This is a genomic window from Imperialibacter roseus (assembly GCF_032999765.1).
In the GTDB taxonomy this organism is placed as follows: domain Bacteria; phylum Bacteroidota; class Bacteroidia; order Cytophagales; family Cyclobacteriaceae; genus Imperialibacter; species Imperialibacter roseus.
Window position 1 is genome coordinate 5,309,313 of record NZ_CP136051.1, and the last position, 15,167, is coordinate 5,324,479.

Here is a 15,167-nt window from a genome sequence, read left to right on the forward strand (position 1 = left end):
CACATCGACAAAGAAGATGAAAAAGATCATTATAAATATAGTAGTAGTGCTTGCCATCATTGGCGGTATTGTGTGGGTGCTGAAAGGCAACAAAGAAGAGGCAGCTGCACTAACCAGCCTGGCTCAGCAATCGAACGGCTACGTGGCAGTGAGGGTGGAAAAAGCTAAGCTGGAGTCGCTGAAAGACGGCTTTGCTGCATTTGGAAACTTTGAACCGACAAGAGAGCTCACCTTTGTTTCTGAAATTTCGGGTAGGGTAGTTTCAATCAATGTCGAAAAAGGGGACAAAATTTCAAGGTCTCAAACGATGGCAACGCTTGATCATGAGTTGCTTCAAAACGAAGTAGTTGCGTCAGAGGCAGCGTTCAAAAAGATGAAAGCCGACCTTGAAAAGTACGAAAAGCTAGCCGAGGGCGGTGCCATCACCTCTCAGCAACTGGAAGATGCCAAGCTTGGCTACACCAACGCTGACTTAAGGCTCAAAAATGCAAAGAGGAAGCTGCAAGACTCGAGCATCAAAGCTCCGTTCGCAGGCACTGTGAATGCCCGGTACATCGAAGTGGGCTCCTATCTGAACGCCGGTGCCAAAATGTTTGACATTGTTGACGTGAGCAAGCTGAAGCTGGTTGTGAAAGTGACAGAAGCACAGGTTTTCGAAATTCAAAAAGGCATGGCTGTGACTGTTTTTTCGGATATTCTTCCCAACAAAACGTTCGACGGTAAAGTAACTTTTATCGGAGTGAAAGCTGACGCAAGCCTGAACTACCCTGTGGAGATAGAAGTCAACAACTCATCAGACCAACTGAAAGCTGGCATGTATGCACAGGCGCTGTTCGGCACGGGAGATGCGACTCCCCAGCTTACTGTAACCAGAAATGCCATCATTGGCAGCCTTGAACAAGCTCAGGTATATGTGAATGAGGGCAACAAGGCGGTGCTTAGGTCTGTCACTACTGGTGGCTCAGTGGGCGAAAGAGTGGCTATTGTGGCAGGCCTGAAAGAAGGTGAGTCGGTGATCACCAGCGGCCAAATCAACCTGAGCAATGGTGATGTCATTGAAGTACTACAAAACTAAGCACCAGCAATCATGGAAATTACCAAAATATCTATCAAAAGACCATCGCTAGTAGTGGTGCTGTTTACCATCCTGATCTTTCTGGGTGCCATCAGCTACTTCTCACTCAACTATGAGCTGATCCCAAAATTCAGCCCTCCTATATTAACTGTAAGCACAGTTTATCCGGGCGCTTCTCCTTATGAAGTAGAAAACTCAGTGTCAAAAGAGCTGGAAAACACCTTGTCTTCCCTGGAAAACATCGATCAGCTACGTACCACCTCCATTGAAGGCGTGTCCATCATTGTGATTCAGCTAAAAGCTGACGCAGATGTTGACCTGGCCCTGCAAGAGGCTCAGCGAAAAATCAACACCATTATGGGCAACCTGCCCGAGGACGTAAGAGCGCCTGCCCTCAACAAGTTCAGCTTCGATGACCTCCCTATTATGAGAATGGGAGCCACTGCTGATATGGAGGCAACCAAGTTTTACGACGTGGTGGAAAACAGGATACAGCCAGCCCTGGCACGTATTCCAGGTGTAGCTCAAATCAATATCATAGGCGGTGAAGAGCGAGAAATCAGGGTGAACATCAATCGTGAGAGATTGAATGCTTACAACCTGTCCATCCTTCAGGTGTCGCAGCTCATTCAAAATGCCAACCTTGATTTCCCTACGGGCAAAATAAAAACCAGTGAAGACCAGGTGCTTGTCCGTCTGGCTGGTAAATATGAGTCACTCGATCAAATGCGCAATCTGGTGGTGACTGTTGTGGACGGTGCTCCTGTGAGGCTGAAAGACATTGCGGAAGTACAGGATACCAAGAAGGAGGCTACCATGATTACCCGTGTGGACAGGGTTAACTCACTGGGTATTTCCATTCTTAAGCAATCGGATGCCAACGCTGTGGAGGTAAGCCGCCTGGTGAATGCAGAAATCACCAAGCTTCAAAAAATATATGCTGGCGACAATTTGAGATTCAGCATTGCTTCCGACTCTTCGGGATACACCCTGGAAGCCGCCGATTCGGTAATACACGACTTATTTATCGCTATCATTCTCGTAGCAATTGTGATGCTATTGTTCCTGCACTCGCTGCGAAATGCCATCATTGTGATGATTGCAGTGCCACTGTCGCTCATTTCGACATTCATTGCTATCAACCTGCTGGATTACTCACTAAACCTGATGACGCTACTGGCGCTTTCGCTGGTGGTGGGTATTCTGGTGGATGACGCCATCGTGGTGATTGAGAATATTTATCGCCACATGGAAATGGGCAAAAGCAGGGCCAGAGCTGCCTTTGACGGTGTAAAAGAAATCGGGTTTACCGTAGTGTCGATCACCATGGTAATTGTAGTGGTGTTCTTCCCCATCGCACTTACTTCGGGGCTTATTTCAAACTTGATGAAGCAGTTTTCGATAGTAGTTGTGATCTCCACACTGCTCAGCTTACTGGTTTCATTTACTGTCATCCCTCTTCTTTCCTCCAGGTTTTCAAAACTCGAGCACCTTTCTAATAAAAACCTCTTTGGACGATTTATCCTTGGTTTCGAAAAAGGAATTGACGGGTTTGCATCGTGGCTCAAGGGAATTCTTGTGTGGGCCCTTGGTCATAAGTTTGTAACCATCGCTGTCACTTTCGTTCTCTTTGTGGCAGCCGTAGCACTGGTTCCAATGGGTTTCATTGGCGCTGAGTTTGTCACTCAAGGCGACCGTGGAGAGTTTATCGTTCAGGTGGAAATGCCAAAAGATGCCACGTTGGAACAAACAAACCTTGCCACCAGAAAAATTGAAGATCTTCTGGCAGAAAAACCTGAGATTACATCGCTGTTCACTACTGTTGGCCAGCAGTCTACCGGTGGTGTGGGTGGATCCGCACAGGGAACAGCTTATGCTGCCGAAATTACCGTTAAGGTAGTGCCAGAAGATCAGAGAGAGCACTCCAGCAATATCCTGGCTAGCTTACTTAAGAATGAGCTGGAAGCCAAAGTGCCAGAAGCCAAAATCAAGACCACACCGATTTCCATCATGGGTACGGCCAACCAGGCGCCGATCGATATCATTGTGAAGGGGCCTACCCTTGACAGTGTAATGGTGTATGCCAACAAAGTATTGGAAGAGGTGAAGAAAGTATCGGGCACCACGGAAATGAAACTGTCGGTGGAGGCAGGTAACCCTGAAATATTTGTAGCTGTTGACCGTGACAAGATGGCGTCACTTGGCTTATCTCTTGAGATGGTTGGTGCTACTATGCAAACAGCCTTCAACGGAAACAACGACGCCAAATTCCGCCAGGGTGAGTACGACTACGATATCAATATCAAGTTCGACGACTTTGACAGGAAGAGCATAGACGATATAAAAGCACTCAGTCTGGTCAACAATAAAGGACAGCTTATCCGGCTGGATCAATTTGCCGCCGTCAAGGAAAGTACAGGCCCGTCAAGGTTGGAAAGAAAGGACAGAATTACTTCCGTGTCTGTGCAGTCGCAGGTAATAGGTCGCCCCTCAGGTACTGTAACTGCTGAGATCAGGGAGAGACTGGCGAAACTCGATCCTCCGACTGAGGTAAGCTACGAGTTCGGCGGTGATGCGCAAAACCAATCCGAAGCCTTCTCAAGCCTTTTGATCGCTTTTGCTTCCTCCATCCTGCTGGTGTATCTAATCCTTGTAGCCTTGTACGATAACTATGTCTATCCTTTCGTGGTGTTGTTCTCCATTCCACTAGCCATGGTTGGCTCCCTGCTGGCACTTGCCATGACCCAGAACACGCTCAGTATATTTACCATCCTGGGTATCATTATGTTGATAGGCCTGGTAGCGAAAAACGCCATTCTGGTGGTTGACTTCACCAACCACCTGAAGGAGAAAGGTATGAAAACGAAGGATGCTCTGGTTGAAGCTACCCAGGAGCGTCTCAGGCCCATTCTTATGACCACCATCGCCATGGTGATTGGCATGCTTCCAATCGCCATCGCCACGGGACCTGGTGCTGCGTGGAAAAACGGCTTGGCGTGGGCCATCATTGGTGGCTTAATCAGCTCTATGTTCCTGACCCTGGTAGTGATACCCGTGGCCTATCAAATTGTTGATAGCGTTCTTGCCAGGTTTGGGCTTGACAAAAAAGGACACGACTATGCCAAAGAACTTGACGAAAGCGAAGGCGTGGAAGAGAAACATATCGAAGAATTAATGCACGCATAAGTTTGGTTGGTGGATGGGCGGAGTTAAGGAGTTCATGGCTCCGCTCCGCCCTTATTTCTTGAATACATGGAAGCAAACGACACCAAAGAAAGAATCATCAGCTACCTGCTGGACAAATTCCTGACAGAGCCTACCCGGCTGGACACTGTCGACGAATGGGCCAGGGATCTCGGCATGTCCAAGAAGACGATCTACAAGCATTTTCCGGCCAAAGAGCATTTGCTAAGTGAGTTATTTTCCACCATGCTGGAAAAGCAAAGGCAGATGTTATCGACGATAATCGAAGGCGACGAGTCTTCTATTCACAAACTACTTCTCTTTATTAACCATTTCAGGATGGTTTTGGAACGAATCCCTGGCGGGGTAATCCTGCAGATTAAGAAGCACCACCGGGAGGTATACAGCATTTGGGAGACCTACAAGCAGGAGTTCATAGACCAAATTTTCGTCCAAATGATCGAAGGCGGGAAAAAAGATGGTCACATTATCGCCGATTTAAGCCCCCTATTCCTTTCCCGTTTCTGGGAAAACAATATCCGAAACCTTATCCTCCAATTACCCTATGCGTCGGTTATGTCTACCCGGTCGGCATTTGTCGAAATCAAAAAAATCTTTCTTCGTGGCATCTCAACCGCCGAAGGCATCGCCGAGCTTGAAAGAATAGGTGCCATAAAATAACCACTCATCCCAAATACGTTGAGGCCGTTGCCAGTCATGGTAACTTTGATATTCACCATGACAAAGACGGTTATGAAGCGTTTATTTCTACTACTATTTGCTTTTGTATTCACAGGGTTAGCTCAGGCCCAAAACGAGTATTTCTTTCCGGAACACGGAAACTTTGACCCCAGCATCCCCAGCCCGGAAGAATTTCTTGGCTACCCTATCGGGGAATGGCATACCCGCCACGACAATATTGTGGCTTATATGGAAAAGCTAGCAGCCGTTTCCGACAGAGCCACGGTTCAAAATATCGGCTATACTTATGAACACCGGGCGCAGGTGGTGCTCACCATTTCCAGTCCGGCAAATCTTAGCCGTCTCGAAGCCATACGAACGGAGCACCTCAAGCTGACAGACCCGGCCCAGCCGATTCCTGACATCAGCAAAATACCTGCTATCATTCACCTGGGCTACAACGTGCACGGCAATGAGCCAAGCTCAGCGGAAGCTGCCCTGCTCACAGCCTATTATCTGGTGGCTTCCAACGAGCCCGAGGCTGAGCAATACCGTCAAAACGGGGTGATCTTTATCGAGCCATCTCTCAACCCTGACGGCCGTGACCGCCATGCCAACTGGGCCAATATGCACAAAGGCTTTCCACCGGTGGCCGACCCGATCGACAGGGAGCACAACGAGGTGTGGCCCGGCGGGCGAACCAACCACTACTGGTACGACCTCAACCGTGACTGGCTACCGCTCGCTCACATCGAAAGCCAAAACAGAATTAAGTGGCACCAAAAGTGGTACCCGAACATGGTGACCGACTTTCACGAAATGGGTACCAACAGCACCTATTTCTTCGAGCCAACGAAGCCTTATGGATCAGAAAATCCTGTGGTAGGCCGCAAGAACTATGATGTATTGAATCCTGTCATGGCCAAATATTTTCACGAGTCCATGGACGATCTCGGCTCCCTGTATTTTTTAAGAGAGCAGTACGACAACTCCTACCCAGGTTACGGAGCCACCTATGCCGACATACATGGCGGCCTCGGTGTAACTTTCGAGCAAGCCAGTAGCCGTGGGCACCTGCAGCACACCACCACTAAGGACATCACCTTTTCCTTCACCATTCGCAACCACGTAGCTACCAGCCTGGCGACAGTGAAAGGTGTGGTAAAGGAAAAAGAAACCTTTCAACGCCACATGAAGGAGTTCTTCGAAGAAAGCGTAAAGCAGGGCGCTGCGGATCCTATCAAAGCCTATGTGTTTGGCGATAACTTTGACAGCGGAAGAACCAATGCCTTCGTTGATCTTTTGCTTCAGCACCACGTAAAGGTGTATGAGAATCCAACAACTCAAACCTTGTCGGGGCAGCGTTTCGAAAGCGGAAAATCTTACCTCGTACCTACCAACCAGAAGCAATACCGCATGGTGCGCTCTGTTTTTGAGAAGGTGAAACAATACGATGACTCGGTATTTTACGACGCCTCCACGTGGACGATGATACTGGCCTACGGACTACCACATGCTGAAATCAAAGCCAAAGCACCTGCTCTTGGTACAGAGCTGACAGCAGTTCCAGCGGCAAAGCCAACTGTGGAAAAGGCTTCTTATGCCTACATTCTTGACTGGAGAGAATATGCGGCACCAAAGGCACTTTATCATCTGCTAAAAAACGGCGTTTTTGCCAAAGTAGCTTACCAGCCTTTTTCAGCCATAGTGAAAGGCGCTGAAAAGAATTACTCCTATGGCTCGATACTCGTGTCAGTTGCCGATCAGAATGTGGATGCAGACAAGCTCTTTTCCCTGGTAAAAGAAGCAAGTGAGCTCTCAGGCTTGACGTTTGATGCAACGGCCACTGGCTACACCGACAAAGGTGTCGGGCTTGGTTCAAGAAGCTTCGAAACCGTTACGTTTCCCAAAGCGCTGATGGTTATCGGTGAAGGCATATTCCTTTATGAAGCTGGCGAAGTGTGGCATTTGCTCGACAGCAAAATCGGCATGCCCATCACAAAAGTGGACAAAGGCGACATAGGACAGGTGAGGCTCTCAGACTACAACACCGTGATCCTGGTGAACGGACGGTACAATGATGTGTCAGATAGTTTCATTGAAGACCTGAAAGCCTGGGTTCGTGGTGGAGGAACGCTTATCACTCAAAAAGGGGCTACCAAATGGGCGATCTCCAAAGGCCTGGTAAAAGAAAAACTGGCAGAAAGCAAAGACGAAAAGACTCCGGGGAGAATGGACTATGAAGACGCCCGTAACTATTACGGCGCTCAAAGCATCGGCGGGGTGATTTTCGAAGCTGACATCGATTTAACCAACCCAATTGCCTTTGGATACACCTCAAAGAAACTGCCGGTATACCGGAACAGCTCAATCTTTCTGAAGCCAAGTGAAAGCCCGTTCAGAACGGCGGCGCAGTACACCGCTCAACCATGGTTGGCTGGTTTTGTCACCCCTTCTAATGTTGAGAAGGTGAAGAATTCTCCTTCGATTCTACTTGATGGCAGCGGCCGGGGCAGAACTATTTTGTTCACCGACAACTGCAACTTCAGAGGCTACTGGTATGGCACCAACAAGCTATTTTTGAATGCGCTGTTCTTTGGAAGCACCATTTCGGTACCTTAATTCCGGCCCTGGCCCTGATTTTAGTATGTTTTAAAAGGGTAAGCCGAAAAGATTTTCTATATTTTGAATTGATTACAACGGATACATAATATTTAAACTACACATCCTTATCTCATGAATTTGAACCTGAAAGCAAAGCAGCAAAACTCCTACGATGCGATTGTGGTGGGAACCGGCATCAGCGGTGGGTGGGCAGCCAAAGAGCTCACAGAGAAGGGACTCAAGACATTGGTGTTGGAAAGAGGCAGAATGGTGCGCCACGTTGCTGACTACCCAACGATGAACCTGAATCCCTGGGAGCTTGAAAATGGCGATAGGATTACCGCCGAAGAGCAAAAAGACTACGAAAAACAGAACAGAACAGGCTACACCGTAAAAAACTCTACCAAACACTGGTGGATTAAAGATACCGACCAGCCTTACTCAGAAGTTAAAAGATTTGACTGGATCAGAGGCTATCATGTGGGAGGCCGCTCGATCATGTGGGGTCGCCAAAGCTACCGCCTGGGTGATTTCGACTTTGAGGCGAACGCCAAAGACGGAATTGCAGTAGACTGGCCTATCAGGTATGCCGACATGGCACCATGGTATGACTACGCAGAGCAATACATCGGCGTAAATGGTATTGCCGATGGCTGGATAGGACTTCCCGATGGAAAGTACCTCCCTCCTATGGAAATGAACTGCATCGAAAAACATGTAAAGCAGGGCATCGAAGCCAATTTTAAAGACAGGATCATGACGATGGGCCGCTCGGCCAACATTACTCAGGATCACAACGGCCGCCACAAGTGCATGTACCGTAACCTGTGTATAAGAGGATGTCCCTTCGGCGGCTACTTCAGCAGCAATGCATCAACACTACCGGCCGCAGAAGCAACCGGCAATATGGAGCTACGCCCCAACTCCATCGTTCACTCCGTGATTTACGATGAGGCAAAAGGCAAGGCTACTGGTGTGCGAGTGATCGACGCAGAAACACTTGAGACAGTTGAGTATTTTGCCAATATCATTTTCCTCAATGCCTCCACCATCAATACCACGTCTATCATGCTCAACTCCATTTCGGATCGATTCCCTAACGGACTTGGCAACGACAGTGGTGAGCTTGGGCACAACCTGATGGATCACCATTTCCGTGTAGGTGCAAGGGCTGATTTTGACGGATTTGAAGATGAGTACTATGTAGGTCGCAGACCAAACGGCATCTATATTCCACGTTTCAGAAACATCGGAAGCGACAAGCAGGACTACATCAGAGGCTATGGCTACCAGGGTGGTGGCAGCCGTGATGGCTGGGGCCGTGGTGTGGCCGAAATGGAAGTAGGGCCTCAACTCAAAGAAGCAATGATGACACCCGGGAAATGGGGAATGGGTCTTACCGGTTTTGGTGAAATGCTGCCTTACCATGAAAACAAAATGGTGATGAACAACGACCTGAAAGACAAGTGGGGCATGCCAACTGTGACTTTTGATTGTGAGATCAAAGAAAATGAGTTGAAAATGCGGGTCGACATGAAAGAACAGGCCGTGGCCATGCTTGAAGCAGCAGGTTTGAAAAACGTCACCCCTTACGACGATGCGGGTGGGCCTGGGCTGGGCATCCACGAAATGGGTACGGCCAGAATGGGTCGTGATCCGAAAACCTCAGTGCTGAACAAATGGAACCAGGTGCATGCCTGCAAAAATGTGTTCGTTACTGACGGCTCGGCCATGACTTCAGCTTCCTGTGTGAATCCGTCGCTTACTTACATGGCCCTTACTGCCAGAGCGGCCGATTATGCTGTGAAGGAAATGAAAAAGCAAAACCTGTAAACAGAACAACCATGAACAGAAGAGAACTAATAAAAAAGACGGCCCTTTTCATGGGAGCATCTGTTTCAGCTCCTGCGATAATGGGTATTTTGAATGGATGCACAGCAGAGCCCAACCTTTACTGGACGCCGAAGTATGTGACCAAAGAGCAGGCCGTAGAGCTGGAGGCCATTGCCGAAACCATCATCCCAGCCACTGGCACACCCGGCGCCAAAGATGCCGGAGTGCCTGCTTTCATTGAAAAAATGGTGCATGAGGTATACAAGCCTGCCGACGTGAAGAAATTCATGGATGGCCTGGCTGCCTTCAGCAAGAAGGTGGAAGACAAAGAGGGTGACCCTTTCAGTCAATTGGATGCCGCCAAGCAATTGGAAGTGATCAAAGCTGAGAACTCAGCTGCACTGAGCAGTGCAGGTGGGGGTGAAAGACCATGGTTTCTCTCGATGAAGGAGTTGACCCTGCTTGGTTTCTTTACTTCGGAAATCGGCGCTACGCAAGTATTGCGTTATGAAGCCATTCCTGGCAGGTACGAAGGATGCATTCCATTTTCAGAAGTGGGAAAAACCTGGGCGACTTAAGAATTTTGGATTGCTGATTTGAAATTTATGATTTTGGATATGGAAAGCCCGGCTGTTCACCGGGCTTTCTGCTTTTTTGCCAGCTCCCTATTGCAAACAAAAGGCATGTATTGAGTTGACAATTGTCATTCAATGGCCACCAGCACTTCGTTAAGTTGGGTTCTAAAGCAAAACCAATGAACAAGTTAATCGCATGGATCGTGTTTTTGAGCCTTGCACTGGGCGGATGCGCTACCAAAGTCAGCACGTCATTCGACAGGCAGGCCGATTTTAGCCGGTACAAGACTTTTTGCTGGCTGCAAGGGTGCGAGTTCACCTTTACAGGCCCCAGTTACATGAACGACAGCGCTGTTGTTAACAACCTCAAAAATGCCATCATCAAAGAAATGGCCGAAAAGGGTTTTACTTACGACGATCAAAGTCCCGACCTCCTGCTCGATTTTCACGTAACGGTGGAGAACAGGCAAACCAACGTATACAGATTTGAAGAAGACAGGTTTCTGCAGCTTGACCCCATTGACCAGTCCGACGTATACTACTTCCTCGAAGGCACCCTCATTATGGACATTGCTGACAGGGAAACGGGCCAGATGATTTGGCGTTCCAGCGCCAGCCGTTATTTGGAACTAAATCCTGAGATGACCGAGAGGAACCTTCGAAAAGGGATCGGTATCGTGCTAAAGAAGTTTCCTCCGAAAGAGAGGTAAGCCTGCTTTGCACTTACAGCACCTCCCTGAAACCCAGCCGACCGTCCTTATTGTAGACATCAGGGTAATAAACTATCTGCCCGTTTTCGTCCCAGGCGGTAAAGTACCTCACGTAGATGGGGATAGGCTGAATCACGCTGATTTCTGTTCGCCTCGCCAGCTTGAAATACTGTGCCAATAGCATCGGATTGCTGTAGACCGAGTCGTTTTTCACCAGATAGTAGGCAAACTCCTCAGCCTTTTCCATGCGAATGCACCCATGGCTCAGCGCTCTGTCCTTTCTCGAAAAAAGCTGCCTGGCGTTCGTGTCGTGCAGGTAAACCCCATAGGGGTTCTCAAACCTGAATTTCACAACTCCAAGGGCATTTTCCCTTCCCTCTTTCTGTCTGATGTAGTAGGGAAAATTATCTTCGTTGTACTGAGACCAGTCAATGGCCTTCGTATCCACCAGGTTGTTTTTGTAGTCGAGCACTTCGTAGAGATGTCGGCTGAGGTAGCCGCTGTCTGTCTTCATCTTAGGCAAAATCTCTTTTACAGCAATGCTCCTTGGCACTGTCCAATAGGGGTAAATGGTAAAGCACCAGATGCTGCTTTCCAGCACTGGCGTGGGAGTACTTTTAGCACCCACTATCACCCTCGACTGGAGTACAGCCTCGCCTCCTTCTATCACGGACAACTGATAGGCCGGAATGTTTATGAACACATACCTTTCTGGCTGCGGGCCAGCTTCCCAGCGCCACCTTTCAATGTTGATCTTTAGCTTTGAAATTTTGCTGTTAACATCAGGTAAATCATTCGGTGTCGCCAGCCGCTGGATCAAAAGCCTTCTCAGCTCGTTCCTCAAGGCAAGGTATTGTTCACCACAAGGCTCTTGCGATTCCAGCGACTTCCTTATCTCGCCTTTCGCCAGTGCCTCACTCAAAAGCCTGGCATCGCTTACATCCGTTTCAGAAGTACTGGCTACTTGCCTCGAAATACCGTGCGCAAGGTGTCTGGCCATAGAAATAAATGCATCGGTTAGGAGAATATCCAGTCTGTCGGGTGTTGTAAACTGAAAAACCAGTAACTCGTTGCGCAAAACCTCCAACTCAGCCAACTTATAGGTTTCCGGTGACAGCCCATAGCTCTCCGCTTCCCTCACCACCTCCAGCATCGAATCGGCAGCTGGCAACAAATTGCTGTCGCTGAACCAGGCCAGCGAAGCACCGTTGCCTTTGTAGAATGCCAAAACGGACGATGTCGAATTCAGGCCATATTCTTTGAGCAAGGTGGTATCAACTGTCGTGGCAGCCACTCCAATTTCCAGGGAATCGTCCGGGCCACCTAGCACATGGCCCGCTGTTGGTTGGCAACTGTTGAGCACTACCAGAACACACGCCACTAAAATGGCGATAAACACTGCACTGTGGTATGTGACCCTTTTTCTCATTTCTCTTCACTTACCGCCCAAAATTCCGCTATTCACTTCAGCTGAGACGCCTTCACTTCAAACAGGTGCTCCAACCTGTCCAAATACTCATGCTCAGCCTTGCTTATTCCTCTGAAAGAGACCGCAATATCAGTCGCCGTGGTTAGTATCTTGGCCTTCAATTTTTCGCTAAATACTGCCTTGTGTATTTCATAATACTCCTTAAATGTATTGAAGGCCTCCTCGGCTGTCGTGAAACTGTCGGTCAGGTAATCAAACGATATGTATATGTAATAGGCGGCATCAGTGCCGAACTCATCTGTTGAATGCTCCAAAGGCACCCACTCTTTATTCACAAGTTCTTTCAGCTTTTCCACCTCTTTGTGTTTCAGGTGGTTGTCGGCCATAGCGATGGCAAAAAACAGGTTGCCCAGTTGTTCGTAAATCTTTTGATAATTGGTAGTCATGGCTGTACGTGTTTAATTTCTATTCCTGTCCTCCAGGCAATCGGCTCTTGCTGATGACCTGATGACATATAAAACTACTTTTTTAGGCGCCGCCATTGGATGATAGAAGTCAGTGGGAAATGGTGATTCTGGTCAAGGGATTATTCTCAACAAGGCACTTGACAAGTCTAAGGCAAAGACACAATATCCATACGTGTCCTGCGTTTGAACTATATTTAAAATATGAAATTTCTCGTCAAACTATTCTTCATCCTGCTAATCGCTTCCTCTTGCGACAAAAGCAACAAATATTCGGAAGGCCATTTTCCTGACGACGTGGTCAACTTTGAAGCCGTCAACTCGAGTGAAGACGACTACAACATGGATCTTCCTGTAATTCACGATGAGCACATGTTTCATTTCTCATCAAACAGGGGAGATGTAAATCATTACGACATTGTTGGTAAGAACCTCATTTTGCAATGGGATTATGCTGCGGAACATTTAACAATTGATGTAAACAAGGCCCGGGGCACTTCGCTACCAATGCGTTCCCTCTTCGACTCTGTCAACACATTCTGCAATGAACTGGGGCCATACTCATTTACTTACGAAACTCAGGTGAACAACAACACCCAGTTGACCTATTTGTTCTTGTATGCTAATGATTGTGCCGGCAATTTTGATATCAAATTTACTTATGTTGATCCCACCGAAAGCAGTCAGGTAGCAGCAGCGTCGCCCATTGGCCTCGCCATGGTTAACACGGAAGCCAATGAGCTTTATCCAGCATTCTTTGGCAAAAATTTTAAATGGGAATCCCGGTATGCTACGGATCCCACGACAGTAGAGAAGCTGATTTATTGCACAGACAAGGACGGTGTCTATAATTTCTATCAAATCGACCTGACTATTGACGACCCCATTGATTCACTATCATATGCCGAGGCTATTGCACCTGAGAAACTCTCTATCAGCAGCGCCGAAGGAAACGACAAATGTGCCTTTATTAATGGCAGGGTAATGGTTTTTACCTCTGACCGACCCGGTGGCTATGGTGGCTTTGACCTGTACTACAGTCTTTACGAAGGAAATGCCTGGTCAGAGCCGGTCAATTTCGGGGAGCGTATCAATACGGAATTTGATGAATACAGGCCTGTGATCCTGACCTACGATACGGGCTTTGACAACAATCTTCTCTTGTTCTCGTCGAACAGGCCGGGTGGCAAAGGTGGCTTTGATTTGTACTATGTGGGGGTGGAAAAAATGGTTAATTAGGCCCAATGTACCACAATGTTTTTCTTCTCGGCAAGCTCCTTAATGGCGTTTTTTATCTCTTTTGATATTTCAGCAGATGCCGTATAGTCAATTCTTCGTTCACTTTCTTCAAGCTGAAAATTCATACCATAGGTTCGGATCTCAATTGCCCGGATATTTTCCCATGTGATGGCAATATTGGCTTGAAAAAAGCCTAATCTGAACTCTATGAGCTCCTCAGTGAGCCTCACCTTAGGTGAGAATTTTGAAGACACGGACAACATCGAAAAACTAAAGAATAAGAATACAGCTCCCCCGGCGACTTGCGCAATAGTCAAAAGTATATTCCAAATTGAAAAAGGGGCTTCTCTGGTAAAAGAGAAAGCCCCCTGAAGGAAAAACATTAAGCCAAGAAAAAAATAAAGTCCTCTTTGAGCCTTTAAGGAAAAGCCCTCATTGCCAAGTCCCAGAAGAATCGTTCTTTCCATTCGTGTGTTTCTAATTAATTAAACGTCACAGATATCAATCGACTGTCTCAGCGAGGCAAACACATCGTCACGTTTAGGAATGAACTCCTGCGCTACATAGCCTTTGAAGCCTGTTTCGATAATGGCTTTCATGATAGCCGGGTAGTAAAGCTCCTGTGTTTCGTCAATCTCGTTGCGGCCCGGTACGCCACCTGTGTGGTAATGCGAGATGTATGGGTGGAATTCTTTGATCGTGGCAATTACGTCACCTTCCATGATCTGCATGTGGTAGATGTCATACAGCAGCTTGAAGTTTGGTGAACCTAACTTATCCACCAGCTTCACGCCCCAGGGGGTCTTGTCACACATGTAGTCGGGGTGATTGCGCTTGCTGTTGAGCAGCTCCATGCTAATGGTTACGCCGTATTTTTCGGCCACCTTCATCACGGGCTCAAGGCCTTTGGCGCAGTTTTCCAGGCCTACCATGTCGTCCATGCCATTTCTGTTGCCGGAGAAGGTAATCACATTGGTAAATCCAGCATCGGCTGCTTTTGGTATTGACGCCGTAAACTGCTTCAAAAGCTCAGCATGCAGGCTGGGGTCGTTGAATCCTTTGTTGAGCCCAATGTTCGAGCCATAAGCCATGGCACAATGCAGGTTATACTTCTTCAGCGTAGGCCAGTCTTTTTCCCCCAGCAGTTCCACCGATTTAATCCCTATATCAACAGCCGCTTCACAAAGCTCCTCTATTGTTTTCTTCCCATAGCACCACTGGCACACAGAGTGGTTGATATTGCCCTTCCGTGCTGCTTTGCCGGTTGCTGGAGCCGCCTGGCTTATGATAGATGGCGCCATCGCCACTCCCAGGGAGGAGACGGCCATCTTTTTTAATGCTTCTTTTCTCGAAATGTTCATGGTAAATATATTT

Annotated in this window: 12 protein-coding genes; 8 read left to right on the top strand and 4 right to left on the bottom strand. The window is 47.9% G+C overall.

Annotation, left to right across the window (positions count from 1 at the left end):
* Window positions 1–16 precede the first annotated feature (16 nt).
* The 7 genes from RT717_RS22390 (at window position 17) to RT717_RS22420 (ending at window position 10,661) form a co-directional block, all read left to right on the top strand.
* A complete protein-coding gene (locus tag RT717_RS22390) occupies window positions 17–1,075 on the top strand; it encodes an efflux RND transporter periplasmic adaptor subunit (protein ID WP_317488579.1) in 1,059 nt (352 codons plus the stop codon).
* A 12-nt stretch (window positions 1,076–1,087) separates the two neighbouring features.
* Window positions 1,088–4,261 carry an efflux RND transporter permease subunit gene (locus tag RT717_RS22395; protein WP_317488580.1) on the top strand — a complete coding sequence of 1,058 codons (3,174 nt, stop codon included), beginning with the start codon at window positions 1,088–1,090 and terminating at the stop codon, window positions 4,259–4,261.
* 66 nt (window positions 4,262–4,327) lie between these two features.
* On the top strand, window positions 4,328–4,939 hold the full coding sequence (locus tag RT717_RS22400; RefSeq protein ID WP_317488581.1) for a TetR/AcrR family transcriptional regulator: 612 nt from the start codon (window positions 4,328–4,330) through the stop codon (window positions 4,937–4,939).
* A gap of 72 nt (window positions 4,940–5,011) precedes the next feature.
* Window positions 5,012–7,561: a M14 family zinc carboxypeptidase gene (locus RT717_RS22405; RefSeq protein WP_317488582.1), complete on the top strand. Its 2,550-nt coding sequence runs from the start codon at window positions 5,012–5,014 to the stop codon at window positions 7,559–7,561.
* Between the two features lie 114 nt (window positions 7,562–7,675).
* Window positions 7,676–9,376, top strand: a complete 1,701-nt coding sequence (locus RT717_RS22410; protein WP_317488583.1) for a GMC family oxidoreductase — start codon at window positions 7,676–7,678, stop codon at window positions 9,374–9,376.
* Window positions 9,377–9,387: 11 nt separating this feature from the next.
* The gene (locus RT717_RS22415) at window positions 9,388–9,954 is read left to right on the top strand and encodes a gluconate 2-dehydrogenase subunit 3 family protein (RefSeq protein ID WP_317488584.1); all 567 of its coding nucleotides are present in this window, start codon (window positions 9,388–9,390) and stop codon (window positions 9,952–9,954) included.
* 176 nt (window positions 9,955–10,130) lie between these two features.
* Window positions 10,131–10,661 (top strand): DUF4136 domain-containing protein, encoded by a 531-nt coding sequence (locus tag RT717_RS22420; RefSeq protein WP_317488585.1) that lies wholly within the window; start codon window positions 10,131–10,133, stop codon window positions 10,659–10,661.
* A 13-nt stretch (window positions 10,662–10,674) separates the two neighbouring features.
* On the opposite strand, the gene RT717_RS22425 is transcribed toward RT717_RS22420, so the two are convergent.
* A complete protein-coding gene (locus RT717_RS22425; protein ID WP_317488586.1) occupies window positions 10,675–12,090 on the bottom strand; it encodes a L,D-transpeptidase family protein in 1,416 nt (471 codons plus the stop codon).
* Window positions 12,091–12,122: 32 nt separating this feature from the next.
* Window positions 12,123–12,536: a hypothetical protein gene (locus RT717_RS22430; protein ID WP_152000772.1), complete on the bottom strand. Its 414-nt coding sequence runs from the start codon at window positions 12,534–12,536 to the stop codon at window positions 12,123–12,125.
* A gap of 222 nt (window positions 12,537–12,758) precedes the next feature.
* Here RT717_RS22430 and RT717_RS22435 point away from each other — a divergent pair, with 222 nt between their 5' ends.
* Entirely contained in the window at window positions 12,759–13,793 is a 1,035-nt protein-coding gene (locus tag RT717_RS22435) for a hypothetical protein (RefSeq protein ID WP_317488587.1), read from the top strand.
* On the opposite strand, the gene RT717_RS22440 is transcribed toward RT717_RS22435, so the two are convergent.
* Together RT717_RS22440 and RT717_RS22445 are read right to left on the bottom strand one after the other, a co-directional pair.
* Window positions 13,790–14,260: a hypothetical protein gene (locus tag RT717_RS22440; RefSeq protein ID WP_317488588.1), complete on the bottom strand. Its 471-nt coding sequence runs from the start codon at window positions 14,258–14,260 to the stop codon at window positions 13,790–13,792. The two genes, RT717_RS22435 and RT717_RS22440, sit on opposite strands and share 4 nt — an antisense overlap.
* Before the next feature lie 18 nt (window positions 14,261–14,278).
* Window positions 14,279–15,154, bottom strand: coding sequence for a hydroxypyruvate isomerase family protein (locus RT717_RS22445; RefSeq protein WP_317488589.1), 876 nt, complete (start codon window positions 15,152–15,154; stop codon window positions 14,279–14,281).
* Between the last annotated feature and the right edge of the window lie 13 nt (window positions 15,155–15,167).

Coding starts and splice junctions, on each gene's coding strand:
- RT717_RS22390 (WP_317488579.1), top strand. CDS start 17: ATGAAAAAGATCATTATAAATATAGTAGTAGTGCTTGCCATCATTGGC.
- RT717_RS22395 (WP_317488580.1), top strand. CDS start 1,088: ATGGAAATTACCAAAATATCTATCAAAAGACCATCGCTAGTAGTGGTG.
- RT717_RS22400 (WP_317488581.1), top strand. CDS start 4,328: ATGGAAGCAAACGACACCAAAGAAAGAATCATCAGCTACCTGCTGGAC.
- RT717_RS22405 (WP_317488582.1), top strand. CDS start 5,012: ATGAAGCGTTTATTTCTACTACTATTTGCTTTTGTATTCACAGGGTTA.
- RT717_RS22410 (WP_317488583.1), top strand. CDS start 7,676: ATGAATTTGAACCTGAAAGCAAAGCAGCAAAACTCCTACGATGCGATT.
- RT717_RS22415 (WP_317488584.1), top strand. CDS start 9,388: ATGAACAGAAGAGAACTAATAAAAAAGACGGCCCTTTTCATGGGAGCA.
- RT717_RS22420 (WP_317488585.1), top strand. CDS start 10,131: ATGAACAAGTTAATCGCATGGATCGTGTTTTTGAGCCTTGCACTGGGC.
- RT717_RS22425 (WP_317488586.1), bottom strand. CDS start 12,090: ATGAGAAAAAGGGTCACATACCACAGTGCAGTGTTTATCGCCATTTTA.
- RT717_RS22430 (WP_152000772.1), bottom strand. CDS start 12,536: ATGACTACCAATTATCAAAAGATTTACGAACAACTGGGCAACCTGTTT.
- RT717_RS22435 (WP_317488587.1), top strand. CDS start 12,759: ATGAAATTTCTCGTCAAACTATTCTTCATCCTGCTAATCGCTTCCTCT.
- RT717_RS22440 (WP_317488588.1), bottom strand. CDS start 14,260: ATGGAAAGAACGATTCTTCTGGGACTTGGCAATGAGGGCTTTTCCTTA.
- RT717_RS22445 (WP_317488589.1), bottom strand. CDS start 15,154: ATGAACATTTCGAGAAAAGAAGCATTAAAAAAGATGGCCGTCTCCTCC.